The 14,142-nt window shown below is 38.9% G+C and carries 13 protein-coding genes; 2 read left to right on the top strand and 11 right to left on the bottom strand.

Annotation, left to right across the window (positions count from 1 at the left end; genetic code table 11):
• Positions 1-43: 43 nt before the first annotated feature.
• Positions 44-409 carry a PleD family two-component system response regulator gene (locus tag AQF98_RS14760; protein ID WP_055132728.1) on the top strand — a complete coding sequence of 122 codons (366 nt, stop codon included), beginning with the start codon at positions 44-46 and terminating at the stop codon, positions 407-409.
• Between the two features lie 595 nt (positions 410-1,004).
• Here the strand turns inward: AQF98_RS14760 and fabF are convergent.
• From fabF to AQF98_RS14800, 8 genes are all read right to left on the bottom strand, one after another.
• Entirely contained in the window at positions 1,005-2,255 is a 1,251-nt protein-coding gene (gene fabF / locus AQF98_RS14765; protein ID WP_055132729.1) for a beta-ketoacyl-ACP synthase II, read from the bottom strand.
• A 4-nt stretch (positions 2,256-2,259) separates the two neighbouring features.
• Entirely contained in the window at positions 2,260-2,490 is a 231-nt protein-coding gene (locus tag AQF98_RS14770) for a DUF2798 domain-containing protein (RefSeq protein WP_055132730.1), read from the bottom strand.
• The gene (locus AQF98_RS14775) at positions 2,490-3,260 is read right to left on the bottom strand and encodes an SDR family oxidoreductase (RefSeq protein WP_055132731.1); all 771 of its coding nucleotides are present in this window, start codon (positions 3,258-3,260) and stop codon (positions 2,490-2,492) included. The genes AQF98_RS14770 and AQF98_RS14775 overlap by 1 nt, the downstream gene beginning before the upstream one ends.
• A 63-nt stretch (positions 3,261-3,323) precedes the next feature.
• Complete coding sequence (locus AQF98_RS14780) at positions 3,324-3,908, bottom strand: TetR/AcrR family transcriptional regulator (RefSeq protein WP_055132732.1); 585 nt, start codon at positions 3,906-3,908, stop codon at positions 3,324-3,326.
• 201 nt (positions 3,909-4,109) lie between these two features.
• Positions 4,110-5,375 (bottom strand): efflux RND transporter periplasmic adaptor subunit, encoded by a 1,266-nt coding sequence (locus AQF98_RS14785; RefSeq protein WP_055132733.1) that lies wholly within the window; start codon positions 5,373-5,375, stop codon positions 4,110-4,112.
• Positions 5,376-5,386: 11 nt separating this feature from the next.
• On the bottom strand, positions 5,387-9,799 hold the full coding sequence (locus AQF98_RS14790; protein WP_369816926.1) for a CusA/CzcA family heavy metal efflux RND transporter: 4,413 nt from the start codon (positions 9,797-9,799) through the stop codon (positions 5,387-5,389).
• A 114-nt stretch (positions 9,800-9,913) separates the two neighbouring features.
• On the bottom strand, positions 9,914-10,204 hold the full coding sequence (locus AQF98_RS14795; protein ID WP_055132734.1) for a DUF6660 family protein: 291 nt from the start codon (positions 10,202-10,204) through the stop codon (positions 9,914-9,916).
• A gap of 364 nt (positions 10,205-10,568) precedes the next feature.
• Positions 10,569-10,901 (bottom strand): helix-turn-helix domain-containing protein, encoded by a 333-nt coding sequence (locus tag AQF98_RS14800; protein WP_055132735.1) that lies wholly within the window; start codon positions 10,899-10,901, stop codon positions 10,569-10,571.
• A gap of 132 nt (positions 10,902-11,033) precedes the next feature.
• On the opposite strand from AQF98_RS14800, the gene AQF98_RS14805 reads away from it, so the two are divergent.
• On the top strand, positions 11,034-11,789 hold the full coding sequence (locus AQF98_RS14805) for an SDR family oxidoreductase (protein ID WP_055132736.1): 756 nt from the start codon (positions 11,034-11,036) through the stop codon (positions 11,787-11,789).
• A gap of 185 nt (positions 11,790-11,974) precedes the next feature.
• Here the strand turns inward: AQF98_RS14805 and AQF98_RS14810 are convergent, their stop codons facing one another.
• Genes AQF98_RS14810 through AQF98_RS14820 form a run of 3 tightly spaced genes read right to left on the bottom strand, consistent with a single transcriptional unit; the run spans position 11,975 to position 14,089 of the window.
• On the bottom strand, positions 11,975-13,255 hold the full coding sequence (locus AQF98_RS14810) for an MFS transporter (RefSeq protein WP_055132737.1): 1,281 nt from the start codon (positions 13,253-13,255) through the stop codon (positions 11,975-11,977).
• A 6-nt stretch (positions 13,256-13,261) separates the two neighbouring features.
• Entirely contained in the window at positions 13,262-13,486 is a 225-nt protein-coding gene (locus AQF98_RS14815) for a hypothetical protein (RefSeq protein ID WP_055132738.1), read from the bottom strand.
• A gap of 12 nt (positions 13,487-13,498) precedes the next feature.
• Complete coding sequence (locus AQF98_RS14820) at positions 13,499-14,089, bottom strand: TetR/AcrR family transcriptional regulator (RefSeq protein ID WP_055132739.1); 591 nt, start codon at positions 14,087-14,089, stop codon at positions 13,499-13,501.
• Between the last annotated feature and the right edge of the window lie 53 nt (positions 14,090-14,142).

A 14,142-nucleotide genomic window follows, 5' to 3' on the forward strand; every position in this document is an offset into this window, starting at 1 on the left:
AATTTAGCCTTATAACGACTCAATTTTTACAACCAAGTATACCATGAACAAACAGAAACGTGTAACAGTAGCAGACGATGACCCCGGAATTTTAGATGCCGTTGGCATGATGTTAGAAATGGAAGGCTATGAAGTAAATGCGACCTTAAATGGGCACAGCATTCTTAATTTTGAACAAGGCTTACCAGATATTTATGTGTTGGACATTTGGATGTCTGGAGCCGACGGCAGAGAATTGTGTAAAAAATTGAAGAGCGAAGAACGAACCAAAAATATCCCTGTCATTTTAATTTCTGCCAGTAATGATTTGAAACGTTCTGCTGAAACGGCCGGCGCCGATGATTTTCTGGCCAAACCTTTTGAAATAGACATGTTGTTATCTAAGATAGAAAAGGCTTTAACTAATTAAAATCATTGCCACATTCAGCCTTTCGAGTCGCTATTTTTAAACATTAAGAAGTTAAGTCTTAACTATGCTTCATGTTTTAGATTGGTTACCAAATAGTCTTCGACAGGCTCAGACTGACAACATTTATTTATTTCTAAGTTGTCTGAGGTGGTGAGAAAAATGACTGACAAAGCTTTCTATGTGTACTATATTTCTATGTGGTGAAAAAATAACCACCTAAGTAACTTGAGTTAACCTAAGCGCTGGTTTTAAACATTAAGAAGTTAAGCGGACTTAAATCTTCTTAATGCCTTAATGTTTTAAAGGGCATTGGCAAGGGATACTTCGCTGCGCTCAGCATGACAAAGTTAGCTATGTGTACTATGTTTCTATGTGGTAAATAGCACACTAAAAACAAAGCCTTAACCCTTCTTCATTTCTTAATGTTTCAAACTACAGATTGACAAAGCCTTCTATGTGCGCTATCTACCTAAGTGGTAAATAGCACACCTAAAAAACCTAATCCTTCTTCATGCCTTAATGTTTCAAACTGAGTGACGCTTCGATACTTCGACAAGCTCAGTATAAACTTAGCTCAGCGTGACATTTATTACAGTTACGGCGTATACTTTTTAAACAAACTGGTAGCAGTATGTCCACCAAAGCCAAAAGTATTGTTTAGCACATAATTCACTGTTTGATAAATGGGCTGACCCAACACGATATTTAATCCTTCTGGAATTTCATCATCTAGGTTTTGCGTATTAATAGTTGCCGGAATCACATCATTTTTTATCGATAAAATAGAAATGATACTCTCTATTGCTCCCGCTGCACCCAATAGGTGCCCAGTCATAGATTTAGTTCCGGTAATGGCTACCGGTAAATCGCCAAAAACATTTTTAATCCCTACCAATTCGCTAATATCCCCAATCCCGGTTGAGGTAGCATGTGCATTGATATAAGTTACTTCATTCGCTTCAATTCCAGCTTCTTCCATGGCATAACGCATGCCTAATACCGCACCAAGACCTTGGGGATGTGTTCCAGTTAAATGATAAGCATCAGCAGCCATTCCACTGCCCACTAATTCTGCATAAATGGTAGCTCCTCTTTTTACCGCATGTTCTAAATCTTCCAAAATCAATGCGCCAGCACCTTCGCCCATTACAAAACCATCACGTTCTTTATCAAATGGTCTTGAAGCCTGAAGTGGGTTTTCATTATTTTTACTTAAAGCTTGTGCCGAATTAAAACCGCCAACAGAACCTTCAGTAATGGCAGCCTCAGAACCACCAGCAATCATAATGTCTGCTTTACCTAACCTAATGGTATCAAAAGCATTGATAATGGCCGTGTTTGATGAAGCACATGCAGACACCGTACAATAATTTGGCCCATGCAATTGGTGACGAATGGAAATCACGCCAGCTGCAATGTCAACAATCATTTTAGGAATGAAATAAGGACTAAATCTAGGTGTACCATCTCCGCCATTAAATTCTTTCAATTGGCTTTCAAAAGTAGAAATCCCACCGTTTCCGGTTGCCCAAATTACGCCAACTTTATACCTTTCGGTTTCTTCCATTGTGGTAAAGTCCAATCCAGCATCTTTAATCGCCTGATCGCTGGCAGCAATGGCATATTGGGTAAAAAGATCATACTTCTTAACTTCCTTTTTATCTATATACGCTTCGATGTTAAAATCTTTTACTTCACAAGCAAAATGAGTTTTGAATTTACTAGAATCGAACTTCGTTATTGGACCTGCAGCGCTTTTGCCTGCAATGATGTTGTCCCAAAATTCGTTTACTGAATTACCCAAAGGTGTAATGGCGCCAAGGCCGGTAATGACTACTCTTTTCATATTGTTATTGTTGCGGCAAATTCTTTTCGTTGATCAGCTTATTTACCAGTTTTTCAATTTGTGGTGCAATGGTTAAAATGGCAGGAACTGCAACGATGTAGGCAATTGCCCACGATTTTAGCCATATTTTAAAAAATTGATTGTTTAAACCAATGTTTACTATAATCACCACAAAGGTAACAATACCTGTGGTTACCATAGCCATTAAAAACGCAAATGCCAATTTCTTTTTCATTATTCTGACGTGCTTTCTATCCATTCTGCTCTTTTTGCATTCATAACATTCAGTGCATCAGTTGGTGAGGAAAGAAACAATTCGTACATTTTTGCGGTATCTCCTACACGGATTTCAAAGTCGTTATTTTCAAGTGCTGTTAAAAGCTCTTGGGCAACTACAGCAGGTTTAATCCCATTGTGACCCCCTATACCGGCAGAAAATTCGGTATCTACCAATGGTGGCATCAATTCAAATACTTTAACAGACGTGTTTTCTAAGCTTAACCTTAATGAAGTAGTATAAGAATGTACTGCGGCTTTACTTGCAGCATAAGTTGGCAAGGTAATTCCAGGTACATAAGCCACAATTGACGACACATTAACAATAGCTGCCGTTGCTTGTTTTTTCAACAAGGGTAAAAGCTGTTGGTTCAATCTAATAATGGATAAATAATTGGTCAGCATTTCATCTGCAGCATTTGCAAAGGCATCTTCATTTTCATCCGCTAAATTGTAAAGCAGTGCCCTCCCAGCATTGTTGATCACGATATTCAGTTCTGGAAAATCTGCCTTTAGAGTAGTTACCAACTCCGTTACTTCTTCCGCTTTGCTTACATCTGCTTTGATAGCCGTTACCTGACCCAATTTAGCCTTTGCTTCGTCTAATCGGGTTTGGTCTCTACCAACAATGATCACCTGATTGCCTTGTTCGCTTAATAATTTTGCTGTTTCGAAACCAATCCCAGCACTTCCGCCAGTAATTAATATGGTATTGTTTGTTGTTTTCATGTTATGATTTGTTTTTAAAATTTATGTTTTTATACCAATCGGTATATTTTTAATCAAAAAAATTTAAAGTGTTTGTATCATTTTTTTCATCGACTGCATAATCACTACAAAATGGTTCGCGTTGCCCAATAATTTGGCAATCATTATTCCACCCTCAATCATGGCGATCATACTTAGTGCCAATTCTGCGGCATTAACGTCGGTTTTAAATTCTTTGTTGGCCACTCCTTCTTCTATAATTTGAACCAATTTATTCTTCCAAGAAAGCACAGCTGCTGCTGCTCTTTTTTTCAGGTCAGGGTGTGTATCGTCTGCCTCAATAGCGGTATTTAAAATTGGGCAGCCCCCTTCTGTAAAAGGGAGATTAAAGATCTTTTCGTAATTTTCGGCATACACCAATAGTTTCTCTTTGGCAGTGGTGTGTTTGGCAAACTCAATTGCCACCGCCGTATTTAGTTTGTTCAAGTTATAATCGAAAACAGCGAGTGCCACTTCGTCTTTGTTGGCGAAATTGCCATAGATACTGCCTTTTGTTAAACCAGTTGCGGCAGTAATGTCATTCAAAGACGTGCCTGCAAAACCTTTTTTATTAAAGATTGGGGCTGTTCTTTCAATAATAAATGCTCTAGTCCGCTCTGCTTTCGACATGTCTATTTTGATTTGACAGCACAAATATATACCGAATGGTATTATTTTACAAATTCTTTTTAACAAGATGATTTTGAAGAGACAAATAATATGCTCCTTTACAAATTGAGCAAAAGATAACGGGGACACCATTCTTCAGCAAAAGCTTGAAACGGCACCCCCATCATCGATCTCATCAGTATAAGCTATTCAAAAGACTACTTAATGCCCATGCCCTTCGGTATTGGTTAATTTGGCATTGATAAAAAATGCTCCCTTGGCTACAATTTTTGCTCCTTTCGGGATATCAGTTACAAAACTGATTGCTGTAAATCCTAAATTAGATACCCCTCTAATCACTTCTATTTTCTCGAAATTTACATCAGTCTTAGCCTCTTTGTGCACTTCTCCTTCTTCGTGTTTTTCTTCAGGTTTTTTATCGGTTACCATAAAAATGTAGGTTTTACCGTCTGCCTCAACTATGGCATCGTTTGGTACGGCAGAGGTAGTTACATTATTGATACTTACAAAACCAGTAATGTTCATTCCATCTATCAGCCCTGCTTTATTGCCTTTTACCGTACAATGCACTGGAATGGTTTTACTTTCGTTCTCAAAGGCAGTTCCAATACTGAACACTTGCGCATCATATTCTACTGTTGGATTATTGGTTAATGTAAAATGAATGGTCTGACCAACTTTAAGCATCGGCAAATCTTTCTCAAATACATTCAGGTCTAAGTGCAATTGACTATTGTCTACAATTTCTGCCACAGGCGAAGAAACATCTACATAACTCCCTATTTTCGAAAACACATCACTAACAGTACCACTAATTGGACTGGTAACCATGAGTAAAGATTTTAGATTGCCATTGCTCAGGTCATTCGGATTGATACCCATTAATGTAATCTGCTGTTGCAAAGATGCTTTTCGTGTACGCAGGCTACTCAATTCGGCATTGGCACTTTGTAGGTTCTTTAAGGCCCCTGCATTACCAGCATTCAAATCTTTTTGACGTTGAACTTCTTGCTCTGCAAAGGTAATTTTACTGCCAAGGGTGAGGTATTCTTCTTGTAATTGAATAAACTGCGGATTGGTAATGGTAGCAATAACCTGACCTTTTCTAACTGCACTTCCTACTTGTACATTAATGGATTTGATAGCCCCGCCGTACAAAGAAGTGGCATTGGCCTTATTGTTATTGGGCACCCTCAAATTACCGTTGGCCTTAATGGTAGCGGTTAACTGTTTTTGTTCTACCGTACCGTATTGGATGCCTACAGTTTTAATTTGTTCTGCACTTAAAGTAGCAATGGTTGGCTCTTCTTCTTCGTGTGGCGCTGCTGTTGCATTTGCTATTTTAGCTTCTGGATCAGCCGTTTCTTCTTTTGCTTTTTCTCCGCTACAAGCTACAGTTAGGCTAATCAACAGTGCCAGCAATAAGCCAGAAGCCAACATTTTTTGTTTTTTTATCTTGAAATTCATTGTGTTCAATTTTATTTATTCATCAAATAATTAATAGAAACCACCGTTTGGTTAACTTGCTGTATGGCTTCTAAATACTTCAATTCTATATCTGTTGCAGTTTGTAGGGCATATAAATATTCTACGTAATTGATATCGCCTGTGCGATAGCCCAACTTAGCACCCTGTACTATTTCTACGGCATTGGGCAAAGCTTGCTGCAGGTAGTAATTGTACTGTTGCATAGATTGACGGTATTGTTGCAGCGCATTCTTTAACTGGCTTTCCAATTGTTGTTGCTGGTATTGTGCAGTGGCTTCGGCGGCTTGCTTCTGGTAATTTAAAGATTGTACACGGGCCTTATTTGCTCCAAAAGTTAAAGGAATAGCAATCCCAAAACTTACCGCACTAAATCTTTTGCCTGCCCCAAAATACCGTTCTTCGCCATTGATGTTCTGAAACCCAATTAGAGATTGATTGTTATAGCCCAGCTTAAAATCTGGTAAGGCCAATGCCTTTTCTACTTTAATGTTCTGCTCGGCTATCAATGCATTTTGGTACAACGACCTCACAATTGGATGGTTGGCCATAGCAGTGCTATCTAATAAAGCACTCACCATTAAGGGTTCGTATCTCTTGGCATTGACGATTGTAAAATCAGCATTGCTATTCATCAATGTCTTTAAATTTTGATAAGCATTGGTGATATACGTTTCATTCTGTTGCAACAACAAGCTAATCTCTCCGCGTTTGGTTTCTGCAGTACTGAGCTCTAGTTTTTTGCTTTCTCCTGTTTTGAAACGAAGCGCTGCTGCCTTCACAAAATCGACATACAAAGTATCGAGGTATTGGAGTTTAGCTTTGTTGTATTGCAGATATATCAATTGGTAATAATAGCTTCTTACCTGATTTTTCAACTCGTTTTCGCTAATCTTTTGTTGCCATTCCTTACTTTTCACTTCTGCATTGATCAGCCCTTTTTTTGCGCCAAACAAGGTTGGGAAAGGAATGCTTTGAGAAAGCTCAAAAGCATTATCGAAATTGGTACTATTGTATTGCCCCAGTTGTGCATTCAAATCTAACTTCGGTAATTCGCCAGCAGTTTTTTTCTTGCTCTGCATGGCCAATACTTCTAGGCCTTTGGCCTTAACTTCATTGTTGTTTTTAAGGGCAATATTAATGGCCTCATCTACAGACAAGCTTTTATCTTGTGCCTTTGCCGTTTGCAAAAGTCCAAAGCATAATACCACAATGGTGGCAATGGCTGTTTTCATTTTCGGATTTGCTTTTAAAGTAATTTTCGAACTAAAAATGATGTAGAGCAAAGGCAGTACAAACAAGGTTAAAAAGGTAGCTGTTAATAGTCCGCCTATTACTACAGTAGCCAAAGGTTTTTGTACCTCTGCTCCCGAACTGCTGCTCAATGCCATTGGTAAAAAGCCTAGACTGGCTACCGTGGCTGTCATTAAAACTGGTCTTAATCGTATTTTGGTTCCTTCTATCACCCGTTTTACCACGTCGGTCCAACCCTCTTTTTCCAATTGGTTAAAAGTGCCAATCAATACAATGCCATTTAATACGGCTACCCCAAACAAGGCAATAAAACCTATCCCTGCCGAGATGCTAAAAGGCATGCCCCGAAGTAACAATGCAAATACGCCACCAATGGCACTCATCGGAATGGCGGTAAAAATCAGTCCTGCTTGTTTAACTGAACGGAAGGTGAAGTAGAGCAAAACGAAAATTAAAATCAACGACAAAGGAACAGCTATCAATAATCTTTTAGATGCCTTTTGAAGATTCTCAAACGTACCGCCATAGGTAAAATAATAACCAGGTGGTAGTTTTACAGTTGCAGCCAATTTGGCTTGGATATCTTCTACCACAGTTTGTACATCTTTGCCATCCACATTAAAAGATACATATACCCTTCGCTTTCCATTTTCCCTACTAATTTGTGCTGGCCCCAATTTGTAGCTTACATTGGCAATTTGCGATAGTGGGATCTGGTTGCCATTATTGGTAGGCACAAATAAGTTGCTTACATCGGTTAAAGAGGTGCGATGGGCACTGTCTAAACGGATCACCAGATCAAACTTACGTTCGTTTTCATATACTTGTCCGGCAGTTTGGCCTGCAAATGCAGTACTGATTACCGCATTAATATCTGCCACATTTAAGCCGTAAGTAGCCATTCTACTCCGATCGTATTCTACACTGATCTGTGGCAGACCAGAAATCCTCTCGATTTGTGGTTGTGTAATGCCTTTAATGTTATTGATTGCCTTGCTTACCTTATTGGCATAACTGGCCAATGTATCTAAGTTTTCGCCAAAAATCTTTACGGCTACATCTTGCTTAATCCCTGTCATCAGCTCGTTAAAACGCATCTGTATGGGCTGACTGGGTTCTGCAATTACGCCAGGGATATTCTGGAGCTTTTCTTTCATTAGGTCTGCCAACTCATAGAAATCAGTTGTGGTCTTCCATTCCTTTTTATCTTTTAAAACCACAATAATATCTGTTGCTTGCATAGGCATTGGGTCGGTAGCAACATCGGCTGCTCCGGTTTTACCTACCACCATTTTTACTTCTGGAAATTGTTTAATGATCCGCTCTGCCTGCATTACCGTTTCAACAGTTTGACTTAACGATGCACCCTGTGGCAACCCAAACTCAATGGCATAATCTCCTTCTTCAAGCGTAGGAATAAACTCGCCACCCATTCTACTGAACACAAAAAGCGTAAGCACCAAAACACCAATGGTAATTCCAGTAACAATATATTTGATTTTAATTACCTTAACCAAAAGTGGTTGATAAATCCCTTGGAAAAACTTCATCATCCGATCGGAAAAATTCTCTTTATGCTGAGGCTTTTTAGATAAGAACAACGCACACATCATCGGGATGTAGGTTAACGATAAGATCAATGCACCCAAAATGGCAAAACCTACCGTTTGCGCCATTGGCCTAAACATTTTACCTTCAATACCTACCAGCGTAAGGATTGGAATGTATACAATTAGGATAATGATCTCTCCAAAGGCAGCACTGCTCCTTATTTTCGATGCAGAGGTAAACACCTCCTCGTCCATTTCTTTTTGGGTAAGCTTATTAATCGATTTTCTGAGCCCCAAATGGTGCAGCGTGGCCTCCACAATAATTACAGCCCCATCTACAATCAGTCCAAAATCTATAGCCCCCAAACTCATTAAGTTGGCACTTACCCCAAATAAATTCATTAAGCCCATGGCAAAAAGCAGCGCCAATGGAATGGCCGATGCCACAATCAATCCCGCCCTAAAGTTTCCTAGAAAAACAATCAGTACAAAGATCACAATCAGTGCACCTTCAATTAGGTTTTTTTCTACCGTACCAATGGCCCTGTTTACCAAATTGGTCCGATCTAAAAAAGGTTCAATCGTTACATCATCTGGTAGGGAGCTTTGCACAGTCTTCATCCGTTCTTTTACCAAACTAACCACTTCAGAGCTGTTTGCACCTTTAAGCATCAATACAATACCGCCCACTACTTCTTTCTCTCCGTTATAAGTCATGGCGCCATAACGTGGTGGTGTACCAAATTGAACTTTAGCTACATCTCTTACTAAAATGGGTGTTCCATTTTTTGAACTTTTAACAACGGTGTTCTCAATATCTTCGAATGTTTTTACCACACCAATACCTCTAATAAAATAAGCGTTTGGCTTTTTATCGATATAGGCACCGCCTGTATTTTCGTTGTTTTTTTGAATGGCCGAAAACAATTCTGGAATACTTACATCTAAAGATTTTAAACGATCTGGGTTTACAGCTACTTCATATTGTTTGGTAATTCCACCAAAGCCAGTTACCTCTGCCACACCTGGAATGCCGTACAACTGACGACCTACAATCCAATCTTGCATGGTACGCAGATCCATAGCAGAGTACTTGCTTTCGCTTCCTTTTTTTGGGTGGATTACATATTGATAGATTTCACCCAAACCAGTAGTTACTGGGGCCAATTCTGGTTTACCCAATCTTTCTGGTATTTCTTTCTCTGCTTGTTTTAATTTTTCGCTGATGAGCTGACGGGCAAAATAAATATTTACTTCGTCTTTAAATACTACTGTAATTACGCTCAATCCAAATCTGGAGAACGAACGCATCTCTACAATATCTGGTAGGTTAGCGAGCGATTTTTCAATAGGGTAAGTAACATATTGCTCTACTTCTTGAGCTGCCAATGTTGGCGATTGGGTAATGATTTGCACCTGATTATCTGTAATATCGGGCAGGGCATCAATGGGTAGTTTAGAGGCACTCCAAATACCCCAAATAATTAGTAATAAGGTCATCAAACCTATGGTAAGTTTGTTCCTTATGCTAAATTTTATAATTTGATCTAACACACGTTTAATAATTAATAATTGATAAATTATCAATTGACAAGGGCGCATAACATTGCCCTGAGCAATTGACATCGAATTAAAAAAATCAATGATCAACGTGCCATATGCCTAAAGCAAACCGCAGTAAATAAAAGGGAGAAAAGGAATATTAGCCGTTAATCATTAAGAATTAACCGCGAGCTTGGGTGGTTGCCAGATATTGATTGGTCTTTGCTGTAATGAAAACTGATAGATCGCAATGGGATCATTCAGTTCAGCAATGGGAACTTCGATACTGAAATCGATAACTGTGGTTGCTACTACGCTTTGTCCGCAGCAGGTACAAGCGCAAATTGCTGCACAGGCTTCTGTATTGCCATCTTGTTTACCCTGCTCTACTTGAGCAATCACATTTTGAGGAAAATCTCGAGTTTCTGATTCATCACTACATGGCAATGCCGAAAGCAGCACCATCAAGATCAAATAAAAGACACTTAAGTTTTTCACGTTGTAAAAGTAGAGAAAAATATTTATTAGAATCCATAATGATTATCTAAAATAATTACGGCAAATCTATAATTCACATTTGAGTAGTCACAGAAAGCCTGTAAAGAAAGCCACTGAGAATGTTTCAGCTTGAGAGATTTCCTGATTTTATTGAAAATATTTTTTGAATTAAAACAAGTTAGTCCTCCCAAAACTTGAATATCTTTCGAGGTTAGATTAATTTCGTAATGTTTCATAAAGATTTGCTTAGCATATTGAAGCACTTGAATTAGTACTCAAACCCATGTTTATTGCATATCTAAGATATTAATTTTTAATAAAAATCCAATGTTTAGGCCTCAACCGGTTTAAATATTTCATTGCCCCAAAGTTCTAAGGCCTTGAAAACTTCTGTTAGTTTTTCGCCGGTTTCGGTAAAGGAATATTCTACTTTTGGCGGCACTACCGGATAGATTTTTCTTTGAATGATCTGGTCTTCTTCTAGCTCTCGCAACTGCTGGGTGAGCATTTTTTCGGTAATTCCAACTACACTTCTATGCAGTTCGCCATAACGTTTAGGTCCGGTTGCCAAGCGAACTAGAATTGGCAGTTTCCACTTGCCCCCAATTACACTGATCGAAGCTTCCATGGCACATGAATATTGCGCTTGTCTTTTCTTTGTCATATAAAATTTAGTGGAAAGGATTTAAACAATTTCGACACATTTCCTACCTAAAAGTATGTACCGAACTTTAAAGTACCTACTTGCCAAACCTAGTTAATTGCTGTCAATTTGTGCTATAAATATAAAGATAAAATGAAAAAATTAGCAGGTAAAACCGCAATTATTACTGGCGGTAACAGTGGCATAGGTTTGGCCACAGCAGCAGAATTTATAGCTCAAGGAGCAAAAGTGATCATTACCGGAAGAAACGAACATGCCATTAACGAAGCTGTAAAATTATTGGGCAACCAGGCACAAGGTATCGTTTCTGACGCCAACAAAATGACAGACATTGCCACATTAGGTGCTAGCGTTAAAGCATTAACCGAGCACATTGATATTGTAGTGATCAATGCAGGCATTGGCAAATTCAATTCCTTAGAGCAAATGACAGAGGAAATGTACGATGAGATCATGACCATCAATTTTAAAGGTGCTTACTTTAGCCTGCAACAACTATTGCCATTAATTAATGATGGAGGTTCAATTGTATTAAATACTTCTATCAATGCACATATTGGCATGGCAGGTGCTACGGTTTATGCCGCCAGCAAAGCCGCATTATTAACTTTGGCCAAAAATCTATCTGTAGAGTTGTTGCCAAGAAAGATTAGGGTAAATGCAGTAAGTCCTGGTCCGGTGGTAACGCCCATCCACACTGCAGAGAAACTACAGATTACCGATGCCCAATTACAAGAAATGGGACAGGGCATTTTGCAGAAAATACCAGTGGGAAGATTTGGTGCTGCCGAAGAGATTGCCAAAACCATTACCTTCTTTGCTTCAGACGATTCGTCATTTATTTTAGGCGCAGAGCTGATTGTAGATGGTGGCATGGCCACATTATAAAATAGCATTAAGTTGGTCTGGATTTAAAATCCAGACCTCATTGTCTAGTGGATTTTAAATCCACAATTAAATAGTCGAGATTGTAAATCCCGACTAGCAAAAATGGTGGTATGGCTACCTTATAAATATAAAATAGTCGGGATTTGAAATCCCGACTAACAAATTTGAAATCCCGACTAACTTTGTTAAAGTCCTTCGCTCAGCGCTACTTCTTCTTTAACATCAGTCAAGGCTTGGCTGCCTTTGCCCGCTGCTAGCTTGCTTACCCTGTACATTAAAAATATACTGAGAATAGAAATGACCACAATTACATAACCCACAATATCATAGTTTTCTAAAGGGCTAAACTTTGTTTGTTGTATTACAATTTTGCCCGCAACTGCCGCAGCTATACCGCCAGCAATTTGTTGTAAAGAAGCATTGATACTCATAAAAGCACCACGATCTTCCAAATCTGGAATGGCACTGGTTAAGGCCGATGAAGGGATCATTCTACTCATTACGCCCATCATCATCAAGATGTTTAATACCACAACTAACCAAAATGTGGTACCCGATAAATTGGTATACACCACACACATGATCATCATCCAGATAGAAGCAAACATAAATATCTTAAATTTACTTACACTATCGCTTAAACGGCCAATTAATGGCATAATCAACAAAGAGCTTAAGCCAGAGATCATAAATAACATGGGCAATTGAGCATTGGTTACATTGAGGTTATTTACGGCAAAGGCACTCCCAAAAGGCATCATCATAAAACCACCAATAGACAACAGGGCGGTTGAGGTAAAACCAATGCGGTGTTTTTTCTTCGCAAAGGTATGCCATAGGTGCATAAAGGCCGATTTATCTCTTTGAAAAGCCAAATGCGCTGTTAACGGTTTAAGTTGCATTAAAATGAGGATGGCAATCAAAAATGCCAAGCCAGCAACCATTAGAAAAGGGGCCTCCCAATCCCAAATGTTGGCCAAATAAAGGCCAATGGGTACACCCAAAACCTGACTTGCGCCAAAGCCCATTTGTACAAAGCCCATCACCCTACCCCTTTGTTGCAGGTTAAAGATATCTGTAATAATGGCCATAGAGATAGAACCGATTACCCCACCAAAAAGACCAGTAATAATCCTTGCGGCAACGAGTTCTACATAAGTATGGGCCAAACCACAAAAAATGGTTCCGACAATAAAGCCGATGTAAAAAAATAATAAGAGTTTTTTGCGATCGAAACGATCGGCAAAGCCTGCGGTAAGCAAGCCAGAAATTCCGGCGCTAAAAGCATAGGCAGAAACAGCCACACCAAAGGCGGCTGGTGTTAGCGTCAAAGATTTCATCAAGATATCGCCCAGTGGCGACATCACCATAAAATCTAAGATCACCGTAAATTGTGTAACGGCTAAAAGAAAAATAACCATTTTTTGATATCCCGTAAAAGGGATAACTGTTTGTTCTGGTTTCATTAAATGTTAAGTTAACTCACAGCAAGAATGGCCGTGATGATTGATCAATTCGATAATTTGTTGGTGACTCAAAGTATAAGAGACTACCCTCAGCACATAGTCAGAGTCGTCTAAAGCTACATTCCACTTGTTTATTTCTTCGTGGTTGTTTAATATGGCTTCGAGCTTTGCTTTGCAGGCTTCACTTTTGATGTCTGTTTTAAATAGTAAGATGTGGTCTAGATTTTCCATGGGTGTGGGTCGTTAATTTTTTAGTCCTTTAATTACCAGATCGAAGGTTTGCCATAAAACCTCGTCTGTCATCTTAAATGGTTTTCCTCCAATGCTTTGACCTTCTTTATCAAAGCGTACCAGAGAATAAAATGGTGCATAAGCTACCGACCAAAAAACTTCTAATGGCATGGGGTTCATTTCGCCCCTTGCAACTACGCCATGCATAAATTCGCTGATCACTGCTTTAAATTTTTTCATGAAGTCTTCTAAAAACCTTGCCTGATACGTTGAGGTTCTTAGTTGTTCAAAAAATGAGTTGGCCAGAGGGTTTTCTAAAATGTAAGTGTAACGGTTCTTCCATTGTGTACGCATTCCCTCTTCAAAAGACATCGATGGATCAAAATTCCTGATCAGCGTATCTGCCATTTTATTCCCTTCTTCTTTGGCAATAGTAATGATCAGATCGTCTTTGTCCTTATAATAAATGTAAAGTGTGGCTACAGAGATGCCGCAGATTTTGGCAAGCTTATTCATGCTAAACCCTTCAAAACCCTCTTTAACAATACTCTCTAGCGCTTTTTGTTTAACGAGCTTTACTTTATCTTCATCTCTCACTCTCATCGCACAAATATAAGTGAATATTCATTCATTTATAAATTAATTGAAAGTAATTT

This window comes from Pedobacter sp. Hv1 (genome assembly GCF_001412215.1).
Taxonomy (GTDB): domain Bacteria; phylum Bacteroidota; class Bacteroidia; order Sphingobacteriales; family Sphingobacteriaceae; genus Pedobacter.

Excerpts from the sequence above, each read along its gene's own strand:
- AQF98_RS14760 (WP_055132728.1), top strand. The coding sequence starts at position 44 with ATGAACAAACAGAAACGTGTAACAGTAGCAGACGATGACCCCGGAATT.
- fabF (WP_055132729.1), bottom strand. The coding sequence starts at position 2,255 with ATGAAAAGAGTAGTCATTACCGGCCTTGGCGCCATTACACCTTTGGGT.
- AQF98_RS14770 (WP_055132730.1), bottom strand. The coding sequence starts at position 2,490 with ATGAAAAAGAAATTGGCATTTGCGTTTTTAATGGCTATGGTAACCACA.
- AQF98_RS14775 (WP_055132731.1), bottom strand. The coding sequence starts at position 3,260 with ATGAAAACAACAAACAATACCATATTAATTACTGGCGGAAGTGCTGGG.
- AQF98_RS14780 (WP_055132732.1), bottom strand. The coding sequence starts at position 3,908 with ATGTCGAAAGCAGAGCGGACTAGAGCATTTATTATTGAAAGAACAGCC.
- AQF98_RS14785 (WP_055132733.1), bottom strand. The coding sequence starts at position 5,375 with ATGAATTTCAAGATAAAAAAACAAAAAATGTTGGCTTCTGGCTTATTG.
- AQF98_RS14790 (WP_369816926.1), bottom strand. The coding sequence starts at position 9,799 with ATGCGCCCTTGTCAATTGATAATTTATCAATTATTAATTATTAAACGT.
- AQF98_RS14795 (WP_055132734.1), bottom strand. The coding sequence starts at position 10,204 with ATGGTGCTGCTTTCGGCATTGCCATGTAGTGATGAATCAGAAACTCGA.
- AQF98_RS14800 (WP_055132735.1), bottom strand. The coding sequence starts at position 10,901 with ATGACAAAGAAAAGACAAGCGCAATATTCATGTGCCATGGAAGCTTCG.
- AQF98_RS14805 (WP_055132736.1), top strand. The coding sequence starts at position 11,034 with ATGAAAAAATTAGCAGGTAAAACCGCAATTATTACTGGCGGTAACAGT.
- AQF98_RS14810 (WP_055132737.1), bottom strand. The coding sequence starts at position 13,255 with ATGAAACCAGAACAAACAGTTATCCCTTTTACGGGATATCAAAAAATG.
- AQF98_RS14815 (WP_055132738.1), bottom strand. The coding sequence starts at position 13,486 with ATGGAAAATCTAGACCACATCTTACTATTTAAAACAGACATCAAAAGT.
- AQF98_RS14820 (WP_055132739.1), bottom strand. The coding sequence starts at position 14,089 with ATGAGAGTGAGAGATGAAGATAAAGTAAAGCTCGTTAAACAAAAAGCG.